This is a genomic window from Pantoea sp. X-Soil-ISGK-355 (assembly GCF_059730805.1).
In genome coordinates this window covers 64871-87341 of the sequence record NZ_AP035974.1, presented here as the reverse complement: position 1 = coordinate 87341, position 22471 = coordinate 64871, and the positions used below count along the sequence as shown (strand labels likewise).

The 22471-nt window shown below is 53.2% G+C and carries 20 protein-coding genes and 1 pseudogene; 3 read left to right on the top strand and 18 right to left on the bottom strand.

Features of this window, described 5'->3' with window-relative positions; all coding sequences use genetic code 11:
- Positions 1-2: 2 nt before the first annotated feature.
- Positions 3-377 carry a fluoride efflux transporter CrcB gene (crcB, locus tag AC6I8J_RS22400; RefSeq protein ID WP_010260804.1) on the top strand — a complete coding sequence of 125 codons (375 nt, stop codon included), beginning with the start codon at positions 3-5 and terminating at the stop codon, positions 375-377.
- Between the two features lie 167 nt (positions 378-544).
- Here the strand turns inward: crcB and AC6I8J_RS22395 are convergent, their stop codons facing one another.
- The 5 genes and pseudogenes from AC6I8J_RS22395 to AC6I8J_RS22375 form a co-directional block, all read right to left on the bottom strand.
- Positions 545-946, bottom strand: a complete 402-nt coding sequence (locus AC6I8J_RS22395; protein ID WP_085016764.1) for a VOC family protein — start codon at positions 944-946, stop codon at positions 545-547.
- A gap of 125 nt (positions 947-1071) precedes the next feature.
- A complete protein-coding gene (locus tag AC6I8J_RS22390; protein ID WP_110412210.1) occupies positions 1072-3189 on the bottom strand; it encodes a tyrosine-type recombinase/integrase in 2118 nt (705 codons plus the stop codon).
- Positions 3189-4175 carry a tyrosine-type recombinase/integrase gene (locus AC6I8J_RS22385; RefSeq protein ID WP_147194358.1) on the bottom strand — a complete coding sequence of 329 codons (987 nt, stop codon included), beginning with the start codon at positions 4173-4175 and terminating at the stop codon, positions 3189-3191. Before AC6I8J_RS22385 ends, AC6I8J_RS22390 begins: the two co-directional genes overlap by 1 nt.
- A 73-nt stretch (positions 4176-4248) precedes the next feature.
- A pseudogene (locus tag AC6I8J_RS22380) lies at positions 4249-4476 on the bottom strand (Y-family DNA polymerase); the annotation flags it as partial.
- 2 nt (positions 4477-4478) lie between these two features.
- Positions 4479-4856 carry a S24 family peptidase gene (locus AC6I8J_RS22375; RefSeq protein ID WP_497825956.1) on the bottom strand — a complete coding sequence of 126 codons (378 nt, stop codon included), beginning with the start codon at positions 4854-4856 and terminating at the stop codon, positions 4479-4481.
- Positions 4857-5152: 296 nt separating this feature from the next.
- Between AC6I8J_RS22375 and AC6I8J_RS22370 the strand changes: the two genes are divergently transcribed.
- On the top strand, positions 5153-5896 hold the full coding sequence (locus AC6I8J_RS22370; protein WP_497825955.1) for an HNH endonuclease: 744 nt from the start codon (positions 5153-5155) through the stop codon (positions 5894-5896).
- Between the two features lie 51 nt (positions 5897-5947).
- On the opposite strand, the gene AC6I8J_RS22365 is transcribed toward AC6I8J_RS22370, so the two are convergent.
- The 4 genes from AC6I8J_RS22365 to AC6I8J_RS22350 form a co-directional block, all read right to left on the bottom strand.
- Entirely contained in the window at positions 5948-6550 is a 603-nt protein-coding gene (locus AC6I8J_RS22365) for a DUF2913 family protein (protein WP_497825954.1), read from the bottom strand.
- A gap of 148 nt (positions 6551-6698) precedes the next feature.
- On the bottom strand, positions 6699-6941 hold the full coding sequence (locus tag AC6I8J_RS22360) for a hypothetical protein (protein ID WP_497825953.1): 243 nt from the start codon (positions 6939-6941) through the stop codon (positions 6699-6701).
- A 57-nt stretch (positions 6942-6998) separates the two neighbouring features.
- Positions 6999-7601: a hypothetical protein gene (locus tag AC6I8J_RS22355; protein WP_497825952.1), complete on the bottom strand. Its 603-nt coding sequence runs from the start codon at positions 7599-7601 to the stop codon at positions 6999-7001.
- 148 nt (positions 7602-7749) lie between these two features.
- On the bottom strand, positions 7750-8409 hold the full coding sequence (locus tag AC6I8J_RS22350; protein ID WP_497825951.1) for an SEN1982 family lipoprotein: 660 nt from the start codon (positions 8407-8409) through the stop codon (positions 7750-7752).
- A 299-nt stretch (positions 8410-8708) separates the two neighbouring features.
- Here AC6I8J_RS22350 and AC6I8J_RS22345 point away from each other — a divergent pair, with 299 nt between their 5' ends.
- Positions 8709-11375, top strand: a complete 2667-nt coding sequence (locus AC6I8J_RS22345) for a TrlF family AAA-like ATPase (protein ID WP_497825950.1) — start codon at positions 8709-8711, stop codon at positions 11373-11375.
- Positions 11376-12496: 1121 nt separating this feature from the next.
- Here AC6I8J_RS22345 and repA (AC6I8J_RS22340) read toward each other — a convergent pair.
- From repA (AC6I8J_RS22340) to AC6I8J_RS22300, 9 genes are all read right to left on the bottom strand, one after another.
- The gene (repA, locus tag AC6I8J_RS22340) at positions 12497-13363 is read right to left on the bottom strand and encodes a plasmid replication initiator RepA (RefSeq protein WP_497825949.1); all 867 of its coding nucleotides are present in this window, start codon (positions 13361-13363) and stop codon (positions 12497-12499) included.
- Positions 13356-13427 (bottom strand): RepA leader peptide Tap, encoded by a 72-nt coding sequence (tap, locus tag AC6I8J_RS22335; protein ID WP_107320606.1) that lies wholly within the window; start codon positions 13425-13427, stop codon positions 13356-13358. The genes repA (AC6I8J_RS22340) and tap overlap by 8 nt, the downstream gene beginning before the upstream one ends.
- A gap of 237 nt (positions 13428-13664) precedes the next feature.
- Positions 13665-13901: a replication regulatory protein RepA gene (gene repA / locus AC6I8J_RS22330; protein ID WP_094106241.1), complete on the bottom strand. Its 237-nt coding sequence runs from the start codon at positions 13899-13901 to the stop codon at positions 13665-13667.
- Positions 13902-14040: 139 nt separating this feature from the next.
- On the bottom strand, positions 14041-14574 hold the full coding sequence (locus AC6I8J_RS22325; protein WP_497825948.1) for a phospholipase D family nuclease: 534 nt from the start codon (positions 14572-14574) through the stop codon (positions 14041-14043).
- A gap of 431 nt (positions 14575-15005) precedes the next feature.
- A complete protein-coding gene (trbC, locus tag AC6I8J_RS22320) occupies positions 15006-17207 on the bottom strand; it encodes an F-type conjugative transfer protein TrbC (protein WP_497825947.1) in 2202 nt (733 codons plus the stop codon).
- Positions 17197-18240 (bottom strand): thioredoxin fold domain-containing protein, encoded by a 1044-nt coding sequence (locus AC6I8J_RS22315; protein ID WP_497825946.1) that lies wholly within the window; start codon positions 18238-18240, stop codon positions 17197-17199. Before AC6I8J_RS22315 ends, trbC begins: the two co-directional genes overlap by 11 nt.
- Before the next feature lie 15 nt (positions 18241-18255).
- Entirely contained in the window at positions 18256-19470 is a 1215-nt protein-coding gene (locus tag AC6I8J_RS22310) for a secretion/conjugation apparatus DotM-related subunit (RefSeq protein WP_497825945.1), read from the bottom strand.
- A gap of 110 nt (positions 19471-19580) precedes the next feature.
- Positions 19581-20249, bottom strand: coding sequence for a plasmid IncI1-type surface exclusion protein ExcA (gene excA, locus AC6I8J_RS22305; protein WP_497825944.1), 669 nt, complete (start codon positions 20247-20249; stop codon positions 19581-19583).
- Between the two features lie 67 nt (positions 20250-20316).
- On the bottom strand, positions 20317-22452 hold the full coding sequence (locus AC6I8J_RS22300) for a DotA/TraY family protein (RefSeq protein ID WP_497825943.1): 2136 nt from the start codon (positions 22450-22452) through the stop codon (positions 20317-20319).
- Between the last annotated feature and the right edge of the window lie 19 nt (positions 22453-22471).

Here is a 22471-nt window from a genome sequence, read left to right as displayed (position 1 = left end):
ACGTGAATCAGCTTTTTGCCGTCATCACCGGCGGTGCTTTAGGGTGTGTTATCCGCTGGCAGCTGGGCGCGCGCCTGAATGCGCTTTTTCCGGACCTGCCGCCGGGGACGCTGCTGGTCAACCTGCTGGGTGGATTTATCATCGGGGCGGCCCTGGCGTATTTTCTGCGCCATCCCGGCCTCGATCCGGCCTGGCGGCTGCTCATTACCACCGGGCTGTGTGGAGGAATGACGACCTTCTCCACATTTTCAGCTGAGGTTTTTGCCCTGCTGCAGTCAGGCAGCTATGCCTGGGCAGCCGCCTCGGTGCTGATACACGTGCTGGGTTCGCTGGCCATGACGGCGGCCGGATTTTATATCATGACGCTGTGTGGTTAACCCGGACCGTACGGCCTTTAATCCAGGCGAGACCTCAGTGCAGCGACCGCTGCACTGAGGTCAGACAGTTCAGTATATTGTTCAGAAGCGCTCTCTGCGGGCCTGACCCGACAGGGTTTACGCCTGTAATGCTTCTCGTAAATCCGGGGCACTGTCGTGACAGAGTTTCAGGTCTGTCTGTTCTGGTAAAGGTCCCAGCGATTGCCATAGATGTCCTCAAACACGACAACCATTCCGTATTCTTCCTCACGCGGCTCCTGACAGAAGTGGACGCCTTTTGCCTTCATAGCATTGTAGTCGCGCCAGAAGTTGTCGGTCTGCAGGAACAGAAAAACCCGTCCGCCGCACTGATTGCCGATAAAGCCTTCCTGCCGATCGTTCGACGCGCGGGCAAGAAGAATAGCACAGTCGCTGTCAGGGTCCGGCGTCACCACGACCCAGCGCTTACCCGGCTGCGGCGTGTCCTCAATCAGGGTAAAGCCCAGCTTATCGGTGTAATACTCAATTGCACGATCGTAGTCATCGACCACAACAGCCACATACCCCATACATCGCTTCTGTTTTCTCATCTGCTGCTCCATCAGTTACGGCATCACGCCCGCTATAATCAGATTTATATCAGATACGACGTTCGGTCGTCTGTACTGACTCTGCGCTGACACCCTCAGGCCGGACATTGTAAGCATCTGATCCGTCAGGATTGTGGATCCAGTCTTGTAAGAACCCGCTCAACCTTTTCAGCATCCTGCTCCAGTATGGATCTCTCATCGGGAGTGAGCGGAACCTCTTCGAGGTAACGCCGGATGGATGCTTTACTCTCCATTATCAGCCCGCGCGCGCTGTCTTTAAGCAGGTTAAAATCGCAGCCGATGCAGGCCATCCGGTGCTGACAGCTGCTCCAGAAAGGGTTCGTGCAGTATGAGTCACCCAGATCATAGTACGTCGCGGGTCCGGTCAGACTGGCGGCTTCCGGATCGTGGTCAATCAGCACGCTTATCATATGAGAGACCCTGTCGGCTTTGACGAACGAAGCGGCCAGCTGAGTCGGACGTATACGAATATAATGCAGGGTTGACTGTGGGGATGAATGGCCGGACCACTGCATCAGCTCATGTAAAGACATCCCCCCGGCAACACTGGCCAGTGCTGTAACGGCAGAAGCACGGCCGCGGTGGCTGGTAATGGGACCGCGTGAATCTTCCACAGACATACCCGCTCTGGCGCAGAGAAGCGGAATGACAGTGAGATTTATTATGTTTCTTCCCACCGGTTTACCCCGGTTCTGAAACAGATAACGAACTTTTTCACCGGTGCGTTCATCCGTAAATGCTGCCTGCTCCTGAGGACGCTCACTGAGCCAGATATCGACATATTTTTTCACAACAGACGAGACTGGCTTAACAAAAGCTTTAGACGTTTTGCCGGCTGGTACGCTGAGATAGCACAGAGTACCGGCCGGGACAGGGCTGCTGTTTTCCTGCAGAATGTCATCCACCTGTGGGGTAACGCAGTTCATTGTCAGGCGCAACAGCTCGTTCTGTCGCAGCCCGGCATGCGTCCAGATAACCGCCATAGCCTGAAGCATAGACAGGGGATAATGAATTTCGCTCAGCAAATCTTCCTGACGCAGGTTCAGACTCGCCCAGACCAGTCTGAGCCAGACCGGATCATCAATAACGCGGGGGCTCACGCCCTGACGAAACAGCGGTGTATCAGGCGTGGACAGATGGCGGGCCGGACTGAACTTTAATCGCCCCCATCCCCAGCTTTCATAATCAAGCATAAAACGGCGAATGGCATAAACAAACCGGCTGCGGGAATGCGGCATCAGGGGTTCTCCTGAGCGTTTTGATTGTCTGCCCCCTTTCTTTGTATCCAGTGACAGCTCGTCTACTTTCAGTCTGCCGACCATTGCAATAAAGCTGGCGCAGGTTTCCATTGTCCAGTCAGAGGGCTCGCATATTTCCGGCTTTTCCCGGGCAAGCCACAGGCCACAGCGGAGAATAAAACTGTACTGAGTTTCTCTGGAGCGGGGGCGGAGTACCGACGTTTCCCGCCACATCCGGCACCACCGCGCCCAGTCAGGTGCGATACCTTGTGTTGGCTTTTCATGCCATTCCTGATAGTTACGCATTCTCAGGGGGCTCTCTATAATTCCCATAGCAGCAAGCGCACAGGATATTTTCCCCGTAGCTCTTGCGATTCCCCGGTCGTGGCAGTTCTGCCCCCGCCACAGGAGGTCTGTCGTAAAAGTTTCAAGACGCGGGTCGTTGTTCATCAGCATCAGTACACCCAGCATACCGGACATATTGTGCTTCTGATTCTGCCCGGCATATCCCATTGAGATCAGAACGTCTGTCAGCCGGTTAATTTCATGACTGACAATACTCCGGCCATATATAGCACTGGCGTACAACGACGGTGCGCCATGCACTGGCAGGCTGAGCGGAGAAGAAAACGGACCGAGATGAAAGGCAAAAGCAGCAAGCAGGGGCCTGCCGGAACAGTGTTGCTCACAGAGCGTTAACCATCTTTCCTGCGTCCACTGCCAGCAGGGCTGACCCGACCGGTGCGTTTCTGCAAGAACGGCAAGGAGGGTAATTCTGGCAAGTCTGACACTGATACTGCTTCGTGAGGCAATGTCCTGCAGAGGCAGCAGCAAATATGGCAGGGAATCTGGCCGATCGAGCGCAGCAGACCGCCGGTAGCCTGTACGTATCGCGTCTTTTTCCTCAGGACTCAGCGCATCGCTCAGCTGATAATCTGTGCGTTTGAAAGGTATATAAGTGACTGTGTTTTTTTTTCCACTCATCAGTAAGCCCCCGCCTGAAAAATAAGGCCAGCGATTTTCCTGTCGGTTTCAGCTACGGCTGCGGTTATCCGGCCAGACAGATCGGACCCTGACAGATGGATATAAATCTGTGTGGTGCGCGGATCTCTGTGTCCAGCATAAGTCGCCAGCTCATGCAGCTTCCAGCCGGCCCGAGCCAGATGGGTCAGGCGAAGATGGCGAAAGGTGTGGGTTGTAATCTGTGGAAGCCCCGTATCCAGAGCCCATCTGCGCACGGTTTTACTCCAGCTCCACACAGAAAGAGGAGTGCCGTAATTACGATCAGAAAATGAACGGAACAACGCCCCCTGTGTCCGGCCAGCCCGCTTCAGCTGCCGGAAAAGGTTTGCCAGTACCGGCGTAATGTCCGGACCATAGCACACAACCCTTTCACGCCGGCTTTTCGTTGTTTCCGGGCGGATACGGATCAGGCGATGAGCAGGGTCGATATCCTCAAGCGTCAGGGCTGTCACCTCTGCACGGCGGAGTGCACCAAAATAGGCCAGTGCGAGCATCAGCCGGTCCCGCAGGGAAGCAGCTGAAACATGTTTAAGAAATCTCAGCCATTGTTCATTGTCAGGTATTACAGGTAAGCGGGTGATACGCGGGACAAGCCCCCGCCCGGTATAAATGGCACCCGGTAAACCCGCGCGGGGTAGCGGATTGAGACTGCATATATCCTGATAAACAAGAAAGTCATACCAGAGACGGATAGCAGACAGGCGCAGCTGGAGCGTGGCACTGGCCGCAGGGTAAGGCATGCCAGGCAGCTGAGGGCGGATGTAGGCGGCGAGGTCTTCAAACCGGGCTTTTTCAGGTTCAATTTCGTTCTCGCTGCAGAACGAAAAGTAATGATGAAGGGCGCTACGGTAGGCGGTGAGTGTGCCCTGCGCCCGCCCGAGATCGGATAACAGTTTCAGCCAGCGCTCTGCCAGCAATAGGCTTTGTTCATTCGGTGGGATCAGCATCGTGTTCTCCTCTGACAGCAATATCGCTGCTCAAAGTTTACTCACTCAATGTTGCATTCCACTTAACTTACTACAGCTCGTAGTTGGAGCTGAACACGTGCACGCCGTTTTCGCGGAAGAAGCGCTCGTTCTGAAACAGCGGGGCGGCCATTTTAATCCCCATCCGCTTCGCCTCAGCCGAACGCGCGATGACGCAGCCGTCGTTATTAGATACCACGACGATGGGTCGGCCGCGCAGGTCGGGCCGAAACACGGTTTCGCAGGAAGCGTAAAAATTGTTGGCATCCGCAAGGGCAAACATGGTCACTCTCCCGTCGGTCCGCTGAATCCCAGCCCGGCCACGTCAGTGAGGGCGTAGGCCACCACGCCCCAGACCGGCAGCGGCTGGCTTACGTCTATGAGCGTGACGGTTTCATCCGCGTCCAGCGCCTGAAGGGCGGGGACAGGTGTCAGCAGCAGGCGACGCAGCGTCAGCTCACCGTCAACCTCGGCAACAATGAGCTGGCCATGCGCCGGCGTCAGCGCCCGGTCGATGGCCAGCACTGAACCTTTCACGATGCCGGCGTCAGGGATGTCACAGTCGCTGCGCATCAGGTAAGTGGAATAAGCGGAGAGGCTGACAAGGTCACCCAGGTTCAGGCGCGTCTCTGTGTAATTCTGGGCCGGACTCTGAAAGGCCATTAATATGCTCCGTTCGGACCGGCACGTCAGCCGTATCGGTTGTTTATATCAGCTGCCGGACTCAGTGCCGGCGGGGCAACGCAGATGCGCGCGCTCTGCAGTAGCGTATCCTGTCACGGAACCACACACGCCAGGGATAGGCGGCAGGCTGGGTCAGGAGAGTTTGCCACTCTGAGGCAGCCAGCCCCCACTCTTCAGCAGTTTCCGCCCTGACGGCCGGCTGGCTGAGCTTTTGATAGAAATTCATTTACTGCTCCTGATAAGGTAGCCCGCATCAGCGTACTCGTGAAAATGCTATGAACAGAAAACAGTTTATCTTATCGAAGGGCGCGACCTGCGCAAACTGGACGTGGAGCTGGTCTTTCATCGATCACAACGACATGAAGGTCATCTTCGGCGCCTGGGACACGGAAGCAGGCGAGGATCGCGAGGTTATCCTGCGCGACTCATGGGAGTTCATCACGCGTGACGGTAAACAACGCCGCCAGCCCGGATATGTGCAGGCGCTGGAGCATCTGGAATATGTGAAACAGGGTTATGAACTGTACACTTTCGTCATGGGCCACAGCCTGTCTGAATATTCTGAGGACATATCCCGGATAAAGAAATTCAGCCATCATCTGCAGCTGCGCTACCTCGTTCAGGAGGAGGGAGTATGGTATGCCTGCAGGGAAGCTCAGTATCTGCCCGAGGAATTATCCGCGTCAGCCTCGTACAGTGAAGGGGCTAAAACGCAGATCCTTGTGAATGCCTATGAGCGTGACCCTGCTGCAAGAAAAGCCTGCCTGCAGCACCATGGCTACCGGTGTCAGGGATGCGGCTTCAGCTTTGAGGAGTTTTACGGCGAAGCCGGGCGGAACTTTATCCACGTGCATCACCGGGTCCCGCTGCATACGGTGGGTGAGAATTACCGGCCCGACCCGGTAAATGATATGGTCCCGCTCTGCCCGAACTGCCACGCCATGGTTCACCGGACAATGCCACCGATGGAAACCGACGCCCTGAAAGCAATCATTGCCGCCGCCAGGCTCAAGGGATAAGCCGGTCATTAAGGTTTTTGCACAGAGTCCAGTCGTACACACTGAGCCGGCTCAGGCTCCGGGAAAGCCTTCAGCGAGAAGGTGATAAAGCAGCTCATCTTCGCTTTCCGCCTTCACGCGACGCCAACCAGAACGGCTAAGCAGCGCGTCCAGTGCGGGTAGCTCGCCGGTTATGCGGGCGGGTAGGGCAATGCGCTGCTGACCGTGCTCGTCAAAGCCGGAATCCAACCCGTTGCGGTTAAGATAGATACCTGAAACGGCCGGACTGAGGCGCAGCTGCCGGCGCCCGCTCCATTCGCTGTCTGCCAGCACCATGTAAATCCACCCGGTCAGCTTCACCGCGTGCAGCGCATGCTGCAGACGGAACAGGTCGTTCTGAGCCTTCAGGTTGCCGTTCCCGGCGCGCCAGAGGTAGTCCAGCTTGCCGGGCAGGTCGGCGCGCAGCCCTTTTTCACGGCCCTCACGCAGCAGCCAGCTGATATCGCTGGCCAGCTCCTTCGGAAAGCGCCGCTGCTTCTCCGCCGTGGCCAGCCAGCGGGTCAGGAAAAGATTATCCTGTGCGGGAGAGTTTACCTGCCCGTCAAGGCGGGCCGTGTTCAGGGCAACAAGCCCGCACCAGGCAAGATGACTGACGTTGAGATTACCTTTATCCATGAAGTTCCCGTTAATGCAGTGCTTCCGTGAGGAGGAAGCACGTCAGAAACGCATTTTAAGATATCGGGAGGCGTAACGTAAATGAAGCGTGACTGAGAAGACCGCAGGCTGCCAGAAGTTCAGTTGCAGAGATAAGTTGAGAGCAACCTCAGGGTTCGTCATCCCCGGCGTCTGCATCCGGCTCTGCAGTCAGCTCCTCAATAGCAAAAAGCAGAGGGGGAGGACACTGTCCCGCCTGCTCGATGCAGGTTCCCAGCAGGCGCATCAGCTCAACCGTCAGCTGAGTCCGGTTAATCTCTTCCCCGTCTCTGGCCATCATCAGACAACACATCCCGGTCAGCCTGCAGGCTTCATCATAAAGATTGTCATTGAGACCTACATCGATTTTCATCTGGTTCTCCCGTGTTGTGGGGTACTGAAGTTAAGAAAATAAAATGTGGGACCGACTTTACCCTCTTACAGACTGAAGGATTCGGGCACAAAGCCGTCCGGCGACCTCATCGAGCTCTCTGTCTAAACTGGCGCGCTCAGCAGCGCTGAGGAAGCCCTGCTCACTTGCATAGCGAGTGGCATCCGCGCGGATGCGGTCAGCATGATGCCAGATCATTTCCGTCTGCGATTCTGACAGCTTTCCTGCTTTACGCGCGGTACCGGCATCGGCCTGAATCACGTTGACGCGCAGAGAAACATGCGACAAAAGCGGGTCACCGTCGCTGCTGCCGTTATCCGCCCTGATACGCTGTTGCACGCTGATGTCGCAGGATGGCCAGAACGGAGAGGACGGAACAGCCGCCGCCGGGTGATTCAAAGCCATCAATATAATGCCTGACGCCAGGTATTTCATATGTGCTCTTGTGCGCTGAATTTTTTCAGACAGTGTAGTGGGGATTTCACTGTCTGCCAGATGCACCTCTTCGCTGCTCATGATAAACCGGTTCTCAGGGTAAAATTGGCCGGAATAAAAAATGGCTCCCGGATGGGAGCCATAAGCACAATCAGTCGCAGTATCGGGTATATGTACCCTGGTGAGGCACATAATGATTATCGGCACGTACCGCACGTATATAAGCGCAACCGGGAGGAAATATTAACGACAGTGTAAGGCGGCTACGGCAGCAAATTAGCCAGCAAACACTCTGAATCATACAGGGTATTCATCGCAGAATACCCTTCTGGATATAAGACTGGTCTGTGAGGAATTACCAGCGGTTTGAGCCTGAAACGGCTTCAGCTGCCCATCCATCGTTTTTCAGCACTAGCACAGCCCGTCCGTTTTGCTTATCGCTGAGTGACTGCTCAATCGAGGGATAGGCACTGCGTACGGCTTCTGCTTTTGCCCAGTCGGGGACGTCAGTCGGACTGAATGTGTAATCAACTTTGGAAACCGTTGTACCGCCGGCATTACCGGGTTCGGTATAGCCCGTGACTTCATCAACATGGTATTTACCAATGCAAAGGAACGGGCTGTCTTCTGAGAGACGACTGCTTTTTCCTTTATCAGTCAGCGTGTAAATATGAGCCGGTACGGTACCATTCCCGAATCCCTGCTTTACGTTATCCTGTCTGACCTCAAGAACGCCAGCCTCGACCAGCGCGTTCAGGGGGCCCTGGTTTTCACCGTTTCTTTTGTCGGCCTGGGACTGGCTGACAAACTGGTTAGCCTGAGCGTCCTCTACGGTCAAAGGATATTTTCCAGAGCTGAAAATCCCGGCGGGGCGGAAGGTAATGCATTTTTCGCTGAGCTTCTGGTCAATAGCGCGCTTAAAATTCGCTTTACTTGCGTCCTTCGGCGAATCGCAACCCGCCATAATAAAAGCACTCATAATGGCCGGAATAATCAGCAATCCAGGCTTCGCCATTTCAGTCTCCTTAAAATTTCATTCGGATTTTACTAACACATATCAGACACGGGTCAGCTATGAGCCCGATGAGAATGCTTATCAAATTTTATCCAAAATATAACAAATAATTAATGACACTACATCTGCGCGGCGATTTTTGTCATTTAATCTTTACAGAAATTCGCTGCGATCTAATCACTGGAGGGCATGCAAATCCGATGGTCAGAATTCAAGATCTGCTCAATTTTATAGCACTTTTGCGTAACTCTTCTTATCATGGCATTAAGAATAATCTTAATGCCATGGAGTTTCTCTGAATGAAAGGATCGGAATGGAACAAATGGGATTTGCACCTGCATAGCCCGATGACCTGGCTGGCCAACATGTACTCTGGCAGCTGTGACACAGAATCGTTTGTGAGAAAAATCGGCGAGCAACAGCTGACTTTGATCGGTCTTACCAACTATTTTTACTTTCGTCAGAATGAACTTGAAATCATCAGGCATGAAGTTGCCCGTCAGGGCCTGAATATTACTGTTTTGGGCAACGTTGAATTTCGTCTAGACCAGCAGAATAAGGAAGGGACGTTTATCAACGTACACGTCCTGTTTTCTGACAAGCTCAGCACAGAAAGAATAAATGACACCCTGTCCAGACTTCCTCTGAAACTGACAGATGGAAGTGGCAAAGCAGTTTATGCCTGTGAAAGCAGCGTGCATGAAAGTGGACATGATGTCGATACTATCGTTGTGGACCTAAACAAGCTGCTCGATCATCTTTCTTCTGCGATGAGACCCTTTCTTGATTACATCGTTGCAGTTTGCCCAAATGGTTATGGCGGTTATCGCCCGGGTGCAAACGGACGTTCGGCAGCTATAGCCACTGAAATAGACCGGCAGGGGAACATCATTTTTGGAGGCTTACCTGACAGGGAGTATTTCCTTACGACCTCGCGTTATCCGGGAGCGTCGCTTAAGCCGGTATTTCTTTGTTCAGACGCTCACCGGACAGAACATATAGGAAGGGCCTACACCTGGGTAAAGGCAAAACCTACGTTTGAGGGGCTCCGCCAGGCGATGTTGGAGCCTGAAGGCCGACTGCAGATGGGTGATGACTGGCCGGAAAGGATTATCCCGAAAGTCTACTTCAGCAATATTGAGGTTGAAGGAACCATTTTTAACGGGCAATCAATTAAGTTCAGAAAGATAAATATTCCACTAAATAGAGACATGGTAGCCATAATAGGCGGTCGAGGTACCGGAAAGAGCCTGCTGCTTGACGCACTGCGCTCACTATTTGCAGGCACGGCCACGCGCGGTGGGGAGGAACGCGCGGTTAATGTCCAGCACCTTGCAGTTGTGCTGGATAAAGCAGATGGAGAAAAGATTCGGTTCGATGCCCGCACCGAAAATTATGACTATCTTCACGTTTCACAAGGTGTTATCAAAACCCTGTGTCAGCAGCCCGGCCTCATTAGCGATGAAATAAAAAAAATGCTGCGCCTGGCAGACAGTGAAGTGCCTGAAGAACTACGCGCAGGACTTGACGATAACCTAAATGCCTACCGGACCTTTCGCGATTATTACTCAGCCCGGGATGAACAACACCATTACATTAATACGGAGGAGTACCAAGCTGCCGTTATCAGAGTTGCACAAGGTAAAATCACCACGCTTACAAGTGAAAAGAACAAAGCTCTAATCGAGCGGTTTCGGGCCAACAGCTTACGTACTACCTCACTAACGCAGGGTTTGAACGCTGGAAATGCTTTTATGAGAGAAGCAGAAAATGCGGAAAGAACTCTGAATACCTTCTTAAACGGGATGAACTCGGTGCCTTCCGGCGCGGTGCCTGTGCCGCCATTAGATCTGTCAGAAGTCAAGGCTAAGGTTGCCGCTTATACGGCGGCACTGAAGACGCAGCTAACGCAGATAGACGAGGATAACCTTCTGATAACCCGAGAATTCAGAGAGCAAGGTATAGAACAGGATATTTCAGGCGTTCTCGATAAAATTCAAGGCTATCAGCGGGAAATTCAGCAGGCAAATCTAAGAGATGCCGAAATAAAGCATCGTATCACGCAGTACAATAATGATGTCCGCCAGCGACAAATATTAACTGAAACGTATGTACGCCAGCTCTTAGAGCAGGAAACAGCAATAGATAACTGCTTTGCTGCACTGGCTGAAAAACCGCATTTTGATCCAGCTCAAAGGGCTTTAATAAAGGAAATTCTGACCGATATTCGCATTTATGGGCAGCCTTACTTTGACTTGACGGTGTTTTACGACGGTATTCTTGAGCGGTTAAACCGGGGAAGGTTCCGTACAGCAGGAGAGCAATCTGGCACGGAAAAGCTGGCTCATCTATTAGGGGTCCGGAGCATTAATGACTTCATAGCGCTCGTGCGAGGAGACGCAATTATTGAGCTTCCTGAGGAACAAGGTAAAAAGATCACGCTTGAGGCATTCCTTTGGAAATCTGAGTACTTCAACAGCCAAGGGCCCTACGCGTTACTGCGATATCTTTATGCTCCAGATCACATCAGAAGCTATTTAATGGTCAGAGCCGAGTTTGAGTATAAAGGGAAAACCGTAGATAAATTGTCGGCCGGACAGCGCGGGACATTCTATGTTTGCCTTAAGCTGGCAACCGATACTTTCGGCTCGCCATTCGTTTTTGACCAGCCGGAAGATGACCTCGATAATGACTTTATTATGCGCCAACTTGTTCCACTTTTCCGTAAAATCAAACAGTATCGTCAGGTCATCATTGTGACCCACAATGCAAACTTGGTTGTAAACTGTGATGCCGAGCAGGTGATCGTGGCCAGAAATGAGGATGAGATTATAAGCTACCGCAGTGGCGCACTGGAGCACGGAGAGCACGGTCAGGAGAACAGCATGCGTAAAGCCATCTGTGATGTACTGGAAGGTGGACGACACGCCTTTGAAACACGTGATAAGAAGTACGGAATGCTTTGACTCTTAATTCAAGGTGGCAGTTGAACTAATAAATGCCCGGTGTTGATATATACACCGGGTAAAGTAGGTAGCTTTTATGAACGACCTATTCATCAGGATTTGAGCTAAATTCTCATCGCACCTTTGCAGCTCAGACAGAGATAAATTTTCCTTAAACTCCCTCTTAAAGGTTAAAGGTTAAAGGTTAAAGGCTGGCGAGCAGCGCGCAGCCTGCCCCTGAATGCCGCGAGAGCGGCATGGAGGCGCCAGAAATCGTAGAGAGCGGCTCTGATGTCAATGGGCGCCGTCAGCCCGGCAGAGCCGGTTACAGGCTCAAATAAGGCATAATCCCAACCACGCCCTGACTGACGCCGTTTAAGCAGCGGCCTTTCAGGCGCGAATAAGTCAGATGGTCGCAGACGAAAGAACGTTACCGCAGGCCTCGAACTTTCCAGCAATGAAACTCTTATAGTTACAGCATCCATCTAATAGCGACTCTGTCCCGGCCCAACGGGCCGGGGCGGCGGCGCTTTTCAGGGTGGGAACCCCTCGATGCTGATATGTGCATCGTGATGCTAGGTGACTAGTTTGTTGTAACTACGGAAAATGCCCGGCGCTTGCGACGGGAGCTATTTCTGACGCGAAGCGTCTTATCCGAACCGGCGCGGACGTTAGTCCGCAGCAAGGGCGGACATTATTCATCTGTCCACAGGACGGATGCTGACTGGGTTTTATCTTTAAAGGTAAGTAATAACTTCTTTTTAAGAGAAAGGAGATCGGGTTTTTAAAAGGATCATCGCGGTTTGTAAAAACGTCGAGTAGTGGTTAACGCTATCTCCGGTCAGAAGATAAATCATATACCCTCTCGCGGTTAATGTGGATAACTCAGAATTACAGACTGCGGACATGCTCGCGGGTAAATTGTGTGCACCGGGTCTCGTTTCTGAATTACGAGTAAGCGTCTGTTGTGATTAATGTTTGTGCAAATTGCTTTATGCGGGCGTGTTCGGGCCTCCGGCGCGAACCGGATAACGTGAAGGGGGCAGAAAGGCGCAGGTGCTGGCTTCAGAGGCGGTATTACGTGCAGGGGTCATCCGACGCGTGTGCGCCAGCAGTTTAAGAAGGAAGGCGTCAGAGACGCATCAGGTTGTGACCAGAAGGTCGTCACCGAGTCGCGTGTAGTGTCCGCGTGAAAGCTTCATGCGCTCCGTGACGCGGCGCTCTATCTCCGTGCGGACTGCATCAAGGCTGCCAAAAAAGCTGCCGTTACGGATTTCTTTCTGCAGCTGCAGTCGTACCAGCTGCTCGATGTCCTTACGGGTGCGCGGTGCGTCTTTGCGTGCACGGTGGCGCTTCATGCCGTGCTCACGCCGTGACTTCTGATACTCACGGAAGCGCTCACGGACAAATGACCAGGCGGCGCCGATGAGCTCACCGGCATCGGCGCGCGGTAAGCCCTTCTTTTCGCGCTGACGGTTTTCCCACTCTATGCGGCTGCGGCGTGCGGCCGCAACGGCTTCCTCGGAGACGTCCAGCACCTGCCACATCAGCGGAGTAAAGGTGATGTCCGTAGGGATATTGCAGCCAATTTCTTTATCGTATTCGGTGTTGTACGTGATGAGTTTCAGCTGTTCAAGCGTATGACATGCGCCCGTAAAGCGAGTGATCGAGAGGCGTTTCTTCTCGGTGGCAAGTCCGCAGCGGATACTCATCGTAGTGAGTGAGGCGCCTACGCGATTGGCCAGAGGATTGAAATAATGGCATAGAGCCTGCAGCGAGGCTTCCAGTGCACGCATGCGCAGTTCCGGAGGTCGGCGCTTACGCTCCCCCCGGGCTATAGACATGGCAACCAGCGACTGGAACTCCATGCGCTGGGTGAAGCCTGCCGCTTTCTCGCGGATTTTTTCGCAGAATGGCAGGGTTTTCTTTCCGTTCTCTGGAATAAATTCCGGATTAGGATTCTTTACCTGCCGGTAAAATGAGGTGTTTTCAGTAAGTTGCTTATTCACGCCTTCCTGCGCTTATGTTGCACAGAAGGAGTAAGCACCGAGGGTATTGCAGTTTTTCGGGCATGAAACTATACTCCCCGCATAGAGCAACAGCTTCTATGCAGATTCAGTGAGCCCCGTTAGTCTTCTCCTAGGTCGCCAAACTCAAGGAAGATTATCGGGGTTTTCTTTTTTCTGGCCTTCACTAATCAGTCAGCACCAGACTTCTGCCACCTTTCGGCGTGGCACACCAGGAACTTAATTGCGAGCTAATGTATCACCACAGGTTTGCACAATCAATTTCCGTGAATAGTCACCTTCATTAATCGCTACTTTTATTGCCTTCAATTAATCGTTCAATCGCTTCAGCCTGCGTCAACCCGGACTCTCTGCAGATTTCATCTAGCTTCTGCTTGGTGCTGTTATGAATAAACACGTTCAATGGAGAATGTGTTTCGCGCTTACGCGCAACTGAACGCATTTTACGCTCTCTGGGACTCAGAGGCGCTGGGCGGGAAGGTTTTACCTCAGATTGAGTAGGACTTTCAGTCTGCGGCATACGGGCCTCCAGCATTTCTAAAACGAATTGGCTGAGAATACTACATATCCCCCAAATCAGCGACTTAACTTTAAAGCGGCAGGACGGCTGCGTTGGCGCGCAGCCAGGCCGGGAAGGTGATGAATCGTGCGGGCGTGGCTCAGTATGAAGAGTGCCAGTCTGTCCCTCCCTCCCAGCGCGACTGCCAGTGCGTCAGGTAAGTCTGTGCCAGTGCCGGAACTTCCCGCACGACCAGCGTATTCTCGGAATTTGATTCAGCTGCGCTGCGGGAATAGTTAAAAGAGCCAAGCTCCACGTTCTGTCCGTCCGTGATGATCACTTTGTCGTGCATGATTTTGTACTGGCCATTGGTTCGTAGGGGAATACCGGCATTAACTACAACGTTCATGGCCGCAATACTCGCCTTACTGCGGTTGCCGTTCTGATCTATCACTACTCTGACGTCAACGCCGCGCCGTCTGGCATTAATCAGCGACTTAACCACCTCCGGCGACGTAAAGCTGTAGCCCATGAGACGAATACTTTCGTGTGCGTCATCAAGCGTACGCAGTACCAGCTGCTGCGCGCTGCCTTCGGGTGAAAAGCCCGCGTCAATTGAAGCGGCAGCCATGGTGGACCCTGTAGCAAAAATTAACGCCGCGAATAAGCCGGCTGTAAGTAGTGTTTTTTTCATGTTGTTTCCGTTCTTGAAAAGGTAATAAGCGGGATGATGTCAGACAGCTGGGGGTTGCGAGCGACGGGCCTGCTCGATTTCAATGGCCCACTTCCAGCCTCCTGGATTTGTCCGCAACGCCAGATTCTGGATGCATTCTGCAGCTGCCTGACAGGCAGAACTAAGATCAGTCCTGCAGTCATAGCGCCAGCCGGCAAACCGGAAGCCAGCCATAGCCGTTATGGCGCAAACATCGTTTGGGTTCTGACCTGAAATGCGATTCAGCGCGGCGCTGGCCTGTAGTTCCCCTTCCATCGTGGCCAGCCTGTAAAGGTGAAGATAATTGCGAGTGGGTAATGCGCTCATAGCATTTCCGTTGAGGTAATGTGTGAGGAGGGCTTATGCGCCCATTCAGGACCGGCGACGGGCTATTGCTCGTCATGCGCCAGCAGTCAGACAAACTGCCTGGACCGGTCGGAGTCGAATTTCTGCCGCACTGGCTCAACGTGATTAAGCATTGCAGCCGCAATACTCTCGGTTGATGCTCCCAGCGAACGAGGCACACGCAGCCGAGTGCTATAGCCTTTGCCTCTGGCAGGCAGGCTTTCCTGAACCATGCGCCAGAGTATGCCTGAGCGCACAGCTGCTGACGGCGAGCGGCGCCAGACGAAAGCACATTCCATATTAAATTCGCCCACTGCAGCCAACGCTGGATCTGTCAGAACCAGCCCACTGGTGTCATGAGCGCCCGGCGCAGCGTCCAGGACGCGCAGAATGTGCTGTACCCTCTCCTCGCGTACAAAGCTACGGCGCTGCCGGAATGGCATCGTGGCCAGCAAGGCACGCTCTGACGGCGCTGATACCTCAACAAAGCGGTTAATACGTACGCCCGCCTGCGAAAACTTATCGGTATCCGCGATATAAAGTGAGCTGTTACGCAGGATCTTTCCCTGAAAGAGGATAACCTGCTCCCCTTCCTGCAGGGCCTGCACTTCTTCGACGTCTACTTTTTTCTTTTCGGTTACCTGCAGGCGCGTGTCATCACTCCAGCCTCCCATTAATCCGCCCTGCTGGACCATCGAGCCCATGTGCGCGCGATACTCTGTGCCAGCCATCAGCTGCAGAGTTTCCAGCGTATCCTTGGGATCCATAATCTTGCCGGTGATACGCGTGCCCATGTTAGCAATAAGCGTCCAGACAGCATCGCCCGCTGCCGTTTTAAGGCGTTGAACCTCCTGACCGGCCAGCACGAGACAGTAGCCCAGTGAGCGGATTTGCGTGGCCAGCTCCCCAACCTTTTCGCTGTAGCCAGCACCGACCTCGTCAATAATCCAGAGCAGTGGGAAGCGGTCCTTAAACTTCCGGACCTTCATATTGTCCTGAGGGCGCCCTTCCAGTTTCTCTCCGAGGTCCTGACTGAGGATCATGGCCAGCTGAGACTGATAGAGCCGGCCAAGCGTTGCCCCCTCAGCAGCCGACAGCTCCAGCGCCGGCACGAGCACTATCATGATGCGATCGTTATGTACCACATCGCGCAGGTCGATATCCCCCGCATCACGGGCGAATACGTGGCCGTAGGTATCGTTAAAAAGCGTCAGCATGCGGGTAAACTGCTGCATGAGGTAGCCGTGCTGCAGGTTTGAATCAGGATGCCACTCTGAAGGGGTAGAGACCTTTTCCATGTCAAAACCGGCGAGCGTGCTGAGGTAGTTCTCCAGCGCGTATCGGATTTCCTCATGCCACCGCTCCTCAACCGCCTGGATATACAGGCCGGCAATCTTGCGTAGTGGCAGATGCGTCTGGATTGTGCGCTGGGACATCACCGTGCCTTCCCGCCGGCACTTATAAACCAGCGCCAAAATCAGCGCCTGGTTCATCGCTTTTGCTTTCTCCTGCCATTCCCCGCCGTTTCCGCCAGTTTTAGGCAGCATGGAGTCCATCAGGTTAACGATATAGGTTTCCTGCGCCAGCCCAAAGATACTGGTAGTGTTCGTCTGCGGGCGGGTTTTCACGTTATCCAGCAACTCCTGTGCGCGTGAACGTCCACCTGTGATGAAGTTCATAATGCGCAGATCATCTTCGCGGCCGAACCGTCGGGCCATAGACATCATGGCCAGCGCCACATCGTTCTGCGCTTTATGGTCGGAGAAGATAACACCCTTACCCCAGCAGAGTGCGTTCAGTACCCAGCCAAGCAGCGTCTCAGTTTTGCCGGCGCCGGTGGTGCCAAACATCAGCACGTGACGTGTCAGATCATCCATCGAGAGCCACAACTCACGGCCGGCGTCTTTACCGCGGAGATAACCCGCATACAGAATTCCTGCTGCGCGTCCTGTATAAATGCGCATGGTCGTGACCGGGAGAAAACCCAGCACTTTAGCCGGAACCTTTCGCTCAGTAGATGGATCGAGCCGGTTCATGTCAGCAGGCATGCGCATGGGCATCTTCCAGCGGCCGGAAGGCAGTACAGCGAGAGACCAGAACAGCAGTACCGGCAGGCTCAGCAGTAGAGTAACCGGCCAGACAATGCCGGCGCAGGTGAGCGCAATCATGCCAAAAGTGAGCGTGCCAATTTCTGCCAGAGCTTCGGTAATCCATGAGCGCCCGACGTGCCGGCTGATACGATCGTTGTCTATAGCCGATTTATTGTCCATCAACTGCTCCCTCCTTCAAAAAAGCTTCAAGGGAGGCGGGAGAACTCAGCACCGCCTGCGGTACGTAGCGTCCGTCGTCGGATATCGTCCAGGGTGTTCCGGGCAGCCTGTAGGCGCGGTATGCCACTTCATTGACGCCTATGGCGCCCTGCGCCAGCTCTGTTTTTTCTTTGCCTGCAGCCGGCGCAGTATCCTGCATCATGCCAGGCACGGGCATACCGGCATCAGCTGAAAAAAGGTGTTTCCAGGCAGTTGCGCGCTCAGCTTCCGGCAGCAGCATGACAGGTGTCAGTGTCTGCAATGAAGTGTTACGCCCCTCAATAGTCACCGGGAATATCACCACGTTAACCATGCCGGCCGCCGTTTCAAAATGACGCTCCATGCGCTGACAATTCGCACATAACGGATCCGCGAAAACATACAAGGTGCGAGCGTGACCTGAGGACAGCGGGATCGTGAACATGCCTCGTGACGCCGCGCTTCTGAGCTTCGCAGGCAATGTACCGCGCGCGGAAGCGGGCAGGCTCCAGTTATCAGCAGGCACTGCGCCCTGTTGGGCCATCGGAGCCTCATTTCTGACAGGCGACGATGGTACTGGCGCGGGCGGTGCCAGGTTAACGGGTCCGACCTGAAGTTGAGGGCGTTCACTGTAGTGAGGAAACAGGAATGACACTGACACTGCAGCACTTGCTGCCAGTAAAACCACCGCGATCAATAAGCCACGCTCCCAGCGGCGCCGGCGCTTTGATGTGTTACGCAGTGCGTTCGTTATGCACTCCAGTAGCTGCGCGGCATCTTCTCCTCTGTACAGTGGAGTCAGCGCGTCGTGCGCGTTCTGAGCGTACAGACCGTCACCATGCACTACGAACCACGGTAGCCCTGAAACGGGAAAGGTAAAAAGCGGCCGAGATGCGCAGTTGGTATAGCTTTCTCCGCCCGTACCCCAGCCCTGCTCTGCAATGAAACGGCGGGTGCTCAGCAGTCCATCGCTAATTTCAGCCACGAACAGGCCTTCTTTACGAATAATTGTCATATTTATGTCCTTGTATCAGCGCGCGCCGGCGCCGTCAGAAAGTTCGTCATCGCCCTGTCCGGGCAAATAGAGATAGTCAGGAAAGGCGGCTTCGCGCTTACGTTTTACAGGCAGCTGACGCTGGTCCCGCGGATAAACAAGGTCCAACTGCTCCAGCTCAAGCTGCAGCCCTGCTATAGCCTCATCCGTCATCAGTGCCGGTCTTGGCAGTCCCATTTTTGCGGCCTTTATCTCTGCACGTGCCTGCGCGATGATCCCCGATCCTTCAACAAATACCTTTGCTGTATCTGCAGTGTGCAGTCCGTACCAGAGGGTGCGATCGCAACCCTTTAACCAGCGGAACCGCGCTGGCGGCAGACGAAGGTCGCGCCCGTACAGGCCCGCCAGTGCCGATCGTACGGTGCCATGCGTATTCAGCCATTCATTGATGCCCGGGCTTGCCAGTACGCGCATGAGCTGGGTCTCAGCGATGCGCCAGTCTGGCGTTCTGCGAAAAATGGGTGCTTTGAAGGGACGTTTTGTCATACAGGAGCGGTTAAGGTCATCGAGCAGCTTCGTGGCCGCTTTACGGTCGCCGGTGAAGACCTGTAGGCCGAAGACGGCGAGCAACGCGCGTTCGTGCGGCTGCCAGTCTGCCGGTGCCGTCATCTCCGAACCAGCCTGCGCATCAAAAACAGCCCGGGCCGCGTCACGGTCAAGTACCCGACGCTGAATCAGCCCATGCTCTTCGGCAAATTCCTCAGGTGTGAGCGCCCATGCATTTTCCGGCGTTGTGTCATTCATCAATCCATCTTTCTGGTCGCTGGCCATCACCGGTATTACAGAGGGGGCAAAGGTGAGCATCACGCGAGGTAGTGAATGAATGTTAATAGCCCTGCGGCTGCGAAAACCGAGCCCGGGATGGCATGCCAGTAGCCAGCCCGCTACGGTAAGCAGTGGGATCAGTGGCACAAACAGAATGCCGGCAGTCCGGTTCATGACGTCCCTCCATTCTGTCAGCCCCACTGCCTCGGCACCGTTTCCGGTAGCGGCGAGAAGGTTGATTCGTTCAGCGGCATAACGATGAATTAACGTGAAATCTGCCAGGCGCCAGAGCCAGTAAAGGAACCAGCAGGACCAGCGGACAAAGTCACTAAAGAAAAGCCAGCACAGGAGTGCCGTGATTAAAAGGGTGATCACCATCGCCGCCTGCTCATTATTGCCGGCAGCGTTCGAGTTCTGAGAGTACATAGAAGGATTTCCGGAAGCGACGGGCACAGATGGCCGCCGAACTGCAGATAAGAAAACACCGGCTCTGGGCCGGTGTCGGGGGGGAACAGTATGAGAATGTCAGTAACGTATTAAGCAGTAACCTGCGGCACCACTACTTTATGCTCGAACTCAATAAATTTGCTCTGCCGGGCAACGTGTAACGTCCAAGGTTCGTCCGGACAAGGTTCGCTGTAAGACTGATGACGCATCGCACCCAGCGTGTCATAGAGATTGCTGACAACTGCAGGCGGCGCAGTGATACTAAGCATCGGTAAATCAGGATCTAAGGTGTATATCCGTATTGCGCTACCTTCAAGCTCGGTATTGGTCCATGTATTCATGGTCATGCCAATAACATCAACGACCCCTTTTTTGAACATGTGAACATACAAAATAGTACCGCGCTTGGTATCAATACCAAGATATTTACCCTTTGCTGCACTGAATACTTCATGATTCGCTGTAGGATTGAAACGCCTGTCGCTTTTAAGGAAGTCAACAATGTGAAGCAGTTTCTTACGCCGCATCTTTATGCTGATATAACGAAAACCTAGGGGAAAAATGATAAACATCCAGAGCATAGCCAGAAGAAAGTAATCTGACGGATAAATTTCATGCCTGAAAGGGGCGCCAAAAAAAACTATTAATGTAACTGCTGCAAAGAAAATTGCGCACGGCAGAAAAACCAGATAATAAGCTGAGCGAATTAATGCCCAGGGAAGACTAACGCTGCTTCCAGATCTAATAAATTTTTTCATGGCAACCTCCTGCCAAGTTTTTTTCTCTTTAAATTATACGCTTAAGGATCTACAAATCCAGGTATAATTATTTAATTCCATCTTCAGATGCTGGAGTCTGACGATTAGGCATACCTTTTAATCCAGGAGTCTGACGCGAACCACTGCCGGCAGAAGCAAACATCCCTTTGACGTCGTCTACCATTCCGCCCATGATGCCTGCCATTCCTGCACCACCTAAGAAAGTAATCACATAGTCTGCGAGCGTTGCCTGTAACCCGAATACGCGAGAAACGCCAAAAGTGGCAATGCGCGCATACATCATAAGCCATCCAACCAATTTAACGATCCCCATAATTGAATCAGCATTTGAGTTAGCAACTGCCGTGCCAAATAATAAATTCAGCAGTGTCCCGCCAGCCATGACTGCTACTGATGCAAAAAAGAAACCTAATACCATAAGCGATGGCCTGAGCATCATATCAATTAGAAAGATATAGCCATAGGCGCTGCGGCTTCCTTTATCTTCTTCTGCGCCTAAATGCGTAGCGGACCACATCGGCCCGGCTGCACAACCGACCATAACACTGACGATCCAATTAAAGGATCCAACCATCCAGTAAAGAAAAGGTATTGCCGGAAGAAAGACTGCCAGAGAAAAACCGACCGCAAATAACAGCAGCATTAAAAAATAGAATGGAGGTGATAGCATTCCTAAAATATCTTTTACTGTTCCTGCAGGGTTTTGTGTTAGTTCGCCAAACTTTCCTACTAAAGAGTGATCTACTGCAGCAGCAACCCCATAAGCAGCAACATATGCAGTAAGCGCCGTTTCAGTTGCTCCTAATGTGTAATCACCAATAGCTTGCATTTTAATAAGCGGATTAACCTGATTAGAAAAATCAGAATTGGTTCCGGTAGCACTTGTCGCAAAAAAGGTTGTCAGCCTTTGAACGGGACTTTTTAAAAAGCCTACGAAGACTGCATCCGGATCGGATGAGCTGCCACCGATGCTGTCATCTTCTGCACTTAGTGTGCCTAAGGGTGGAGTATAAGAACTGTTCTGCGTCTGTGAACGATAAGCTGCGAAAACCTGATGATAAAGATCACCTGTGCCTGTCTCACCATGAAAACTTGGCCCTGAAGTTACAGGTGCTGCATTAGCGACCGAGTTGGTTTTGCTGTTTGCCGTAGCAAACGTGTTGTACCAAGCACCCAGCGACATCCAGCCGAAGTTTTTCAGCTGTGAAGTAAGCTGGCCTTGTAGTGAATCTTTATAGTTCAGCTGATTCAGCGCGTTGTTAACCGTTGTTTCGTACGCCGCTGCCGCTTGCTGGATAGTTGCCTCTGCATCAGACATTGTACCTGTATCATGATCGCGTCGGCTCAGGTAGGCATCTACGTAGGCCTGAGCTGCAGAATCCAGAGTAGACTGCATTGTGTCCAATGCGTTCCGTTCAGCAGCTGTGACGCTATCGGTATTCACTTGTGAACCAAAAAGACTTTCAGTTATGCCTTTAGAAGGGTCCGGGATACGGGCACTACCGCAAACCGCGCTGCCGTTGCCGGTGGTATAGCTACCGTTACCCCCTGACGTCGTCATCAGCGCTGTTCTGGCCTGCCCGTCCTCATACAACGAGCTGAGCTCCCGGTTTGTAGAATACTTGCACAGATTCATTTCAAACACTGCGCGCGCCGCCGATCGGGTCGATGGCGCGGTAGGCTGAACGACGAGCGACATACCGCTGCTGATCATATCAGCCGCTTTATCAGTAAGCAGATTTGCACTGCCGATGCCCATAGTGGAGGCAGCCCATAGCATTGTCAGCTGTGAAAGCGACCAGCCTGACGCGGTAGGAATAAGTGTAATGAAGCCAGCAAAACTCATGACCGGATGCAGCACTGAGCGGCCAGCACTGAATACCTTTCCATCCTGGCCGCCCTTGAACAATGTTTTCAGGGTCACTATCAGAAACCACGCCAGCGCCACCGAACACAACACACCATTCAGGAGAGCGAATAAAGAGCCGATAAGCGTGGGCTGGCCTGGCTGAAAAGGAGAAACCACAACGTCGCCGAAGATCATCACCAGCGCCTGCCGCGATAAGTCTCCTGTCTTCTGCGCCGCATCACTGATGGTCTGATAATTTACGCTATCGGCGAGGGCCGGGCAGGAGGCGGCGCACAGCAATGCTGCCGCCTGAATTTTTTTCAGTAGCTTCATAGTTAACCTGCAGGTCAGA

Excerpts from the sequence above, each read along its gene's own strand:
- AC6I8J_RS22385 (WP_147194358.1), bottom strand. The coding sequence starts at position 4,175 with ATGCTGATCCCACCGAATGAACAAAGCCTATTGCTGGCAGAGCGCTGG.
- AC6I8J_RS22345 (WP_497825950.1), top strand. The coding sequence starts at position 8,709 with ATGAAAGGATCGGAATGGAACAAATGGGATTTGCACCTGCATAGCCCG.
- AC6I8J_RS22325 (WP_497825948.1), bottom strand. The coding sequence starts at position 14,574 with ATGAAAAAAACACTACTTACAGCCGGCTTATTCGCGGCGTTAATTTTT.
- AC6I8J_RS22375 (WP_497825956.1), bottom strand. The coding sequence starts at position 4,856 with ATGGCCTTTCAGAGTCCGGCCCAGAATTACACAGAGACGCGCCTGAAC.
- excA (WP_497825944.1), bottom strand. The coding sequence starts at position 20,249 with ATGAAAAAATTTATTAGATCTGGAAGCAGCGTTAGTCTTCCCTGGGCA.
- trbC (WP_497825947.1), bottom strand. The coding sequence starts at position 17,207 with ATGGACAATAAATCGGCTATAGACAACGATCGTATCAGCCGGCACGTC.
- AC6I8J_RS22300 (WP_497825943.1), bottom strand. The coding sequence starts at position 22,452 with ATGAAGCTACTGAAAAAAATTCAGGCGGCAGCATTGCTGTGCGCCGCC.
- AC6I8J_RS22360 (WP_497825953.1), bottom strand. The coding sequence starts at position 6,941 with ATGAAAATCGATGTAGGTCTCAATGACAATCTTTATGATGAAGCCTGC.
- repA (WP_094106241.1), bottom strand. The coding sequence starts at position 13,901 with ATGCCGCAGACTGAAAGTCCTACTCAATCTGAGGTAAAACCTTCCCGC.
- AC6I8J_RS22395 (WP_085016764.1), bottom strand. The coding sequence starts at position 946 with ATGAGAAAACAGAAGCGATGTATGGGGTATGTGGCTGTTGTGGTCGAT.
- AC6I8J_RS22370 (WP_497825955.1), top strand. The coding sequence starts at position 5,153 with ATGAACAGAAAACAGTTTATCTTATCGAAGGGCGCGACCTGCGCAAAC.
- AC6I8J_RS22390 (WP_110412210.1), bottom strand. The coding sequence starts at position 3,189 with ATGAGTGGAAAAAAAAACACAGTCACTTATATACCTTTCAAACGCACA.
- AC6I8J_RS22350 (WP_497825951.1), bottom strand. The coding sequence starts at position 8,409 with ATGGCGAAGCCTGGATTGCTGATTATTCCGGCCATTATGAGTGCTTTT.
- AC6I8J_RS22310 (WP_497825945.1), bottom strand. The coding sequence starts at position 19,470 with ATGTACTCTCAGAACTCGAACGCTGCCGGCAATAATGAGCAGGCGGCG.
- AC6I8J_RS22315 (WP_497825946.1), bottom strand. The coding sequence starts at position 18,240 with ATGACAATTATTCGTAAAGAAGGCCTGTTCGTGGCTGAAATTAGCGAT.
- AC6I8J_RS22365 (WP_497825954.1), bottom strand. The coding sequence starts at position 6,550 with ATGGATAAAGGTAATCTCAACGTCAGTCATCTTGCCTGGTGCGGGCTT.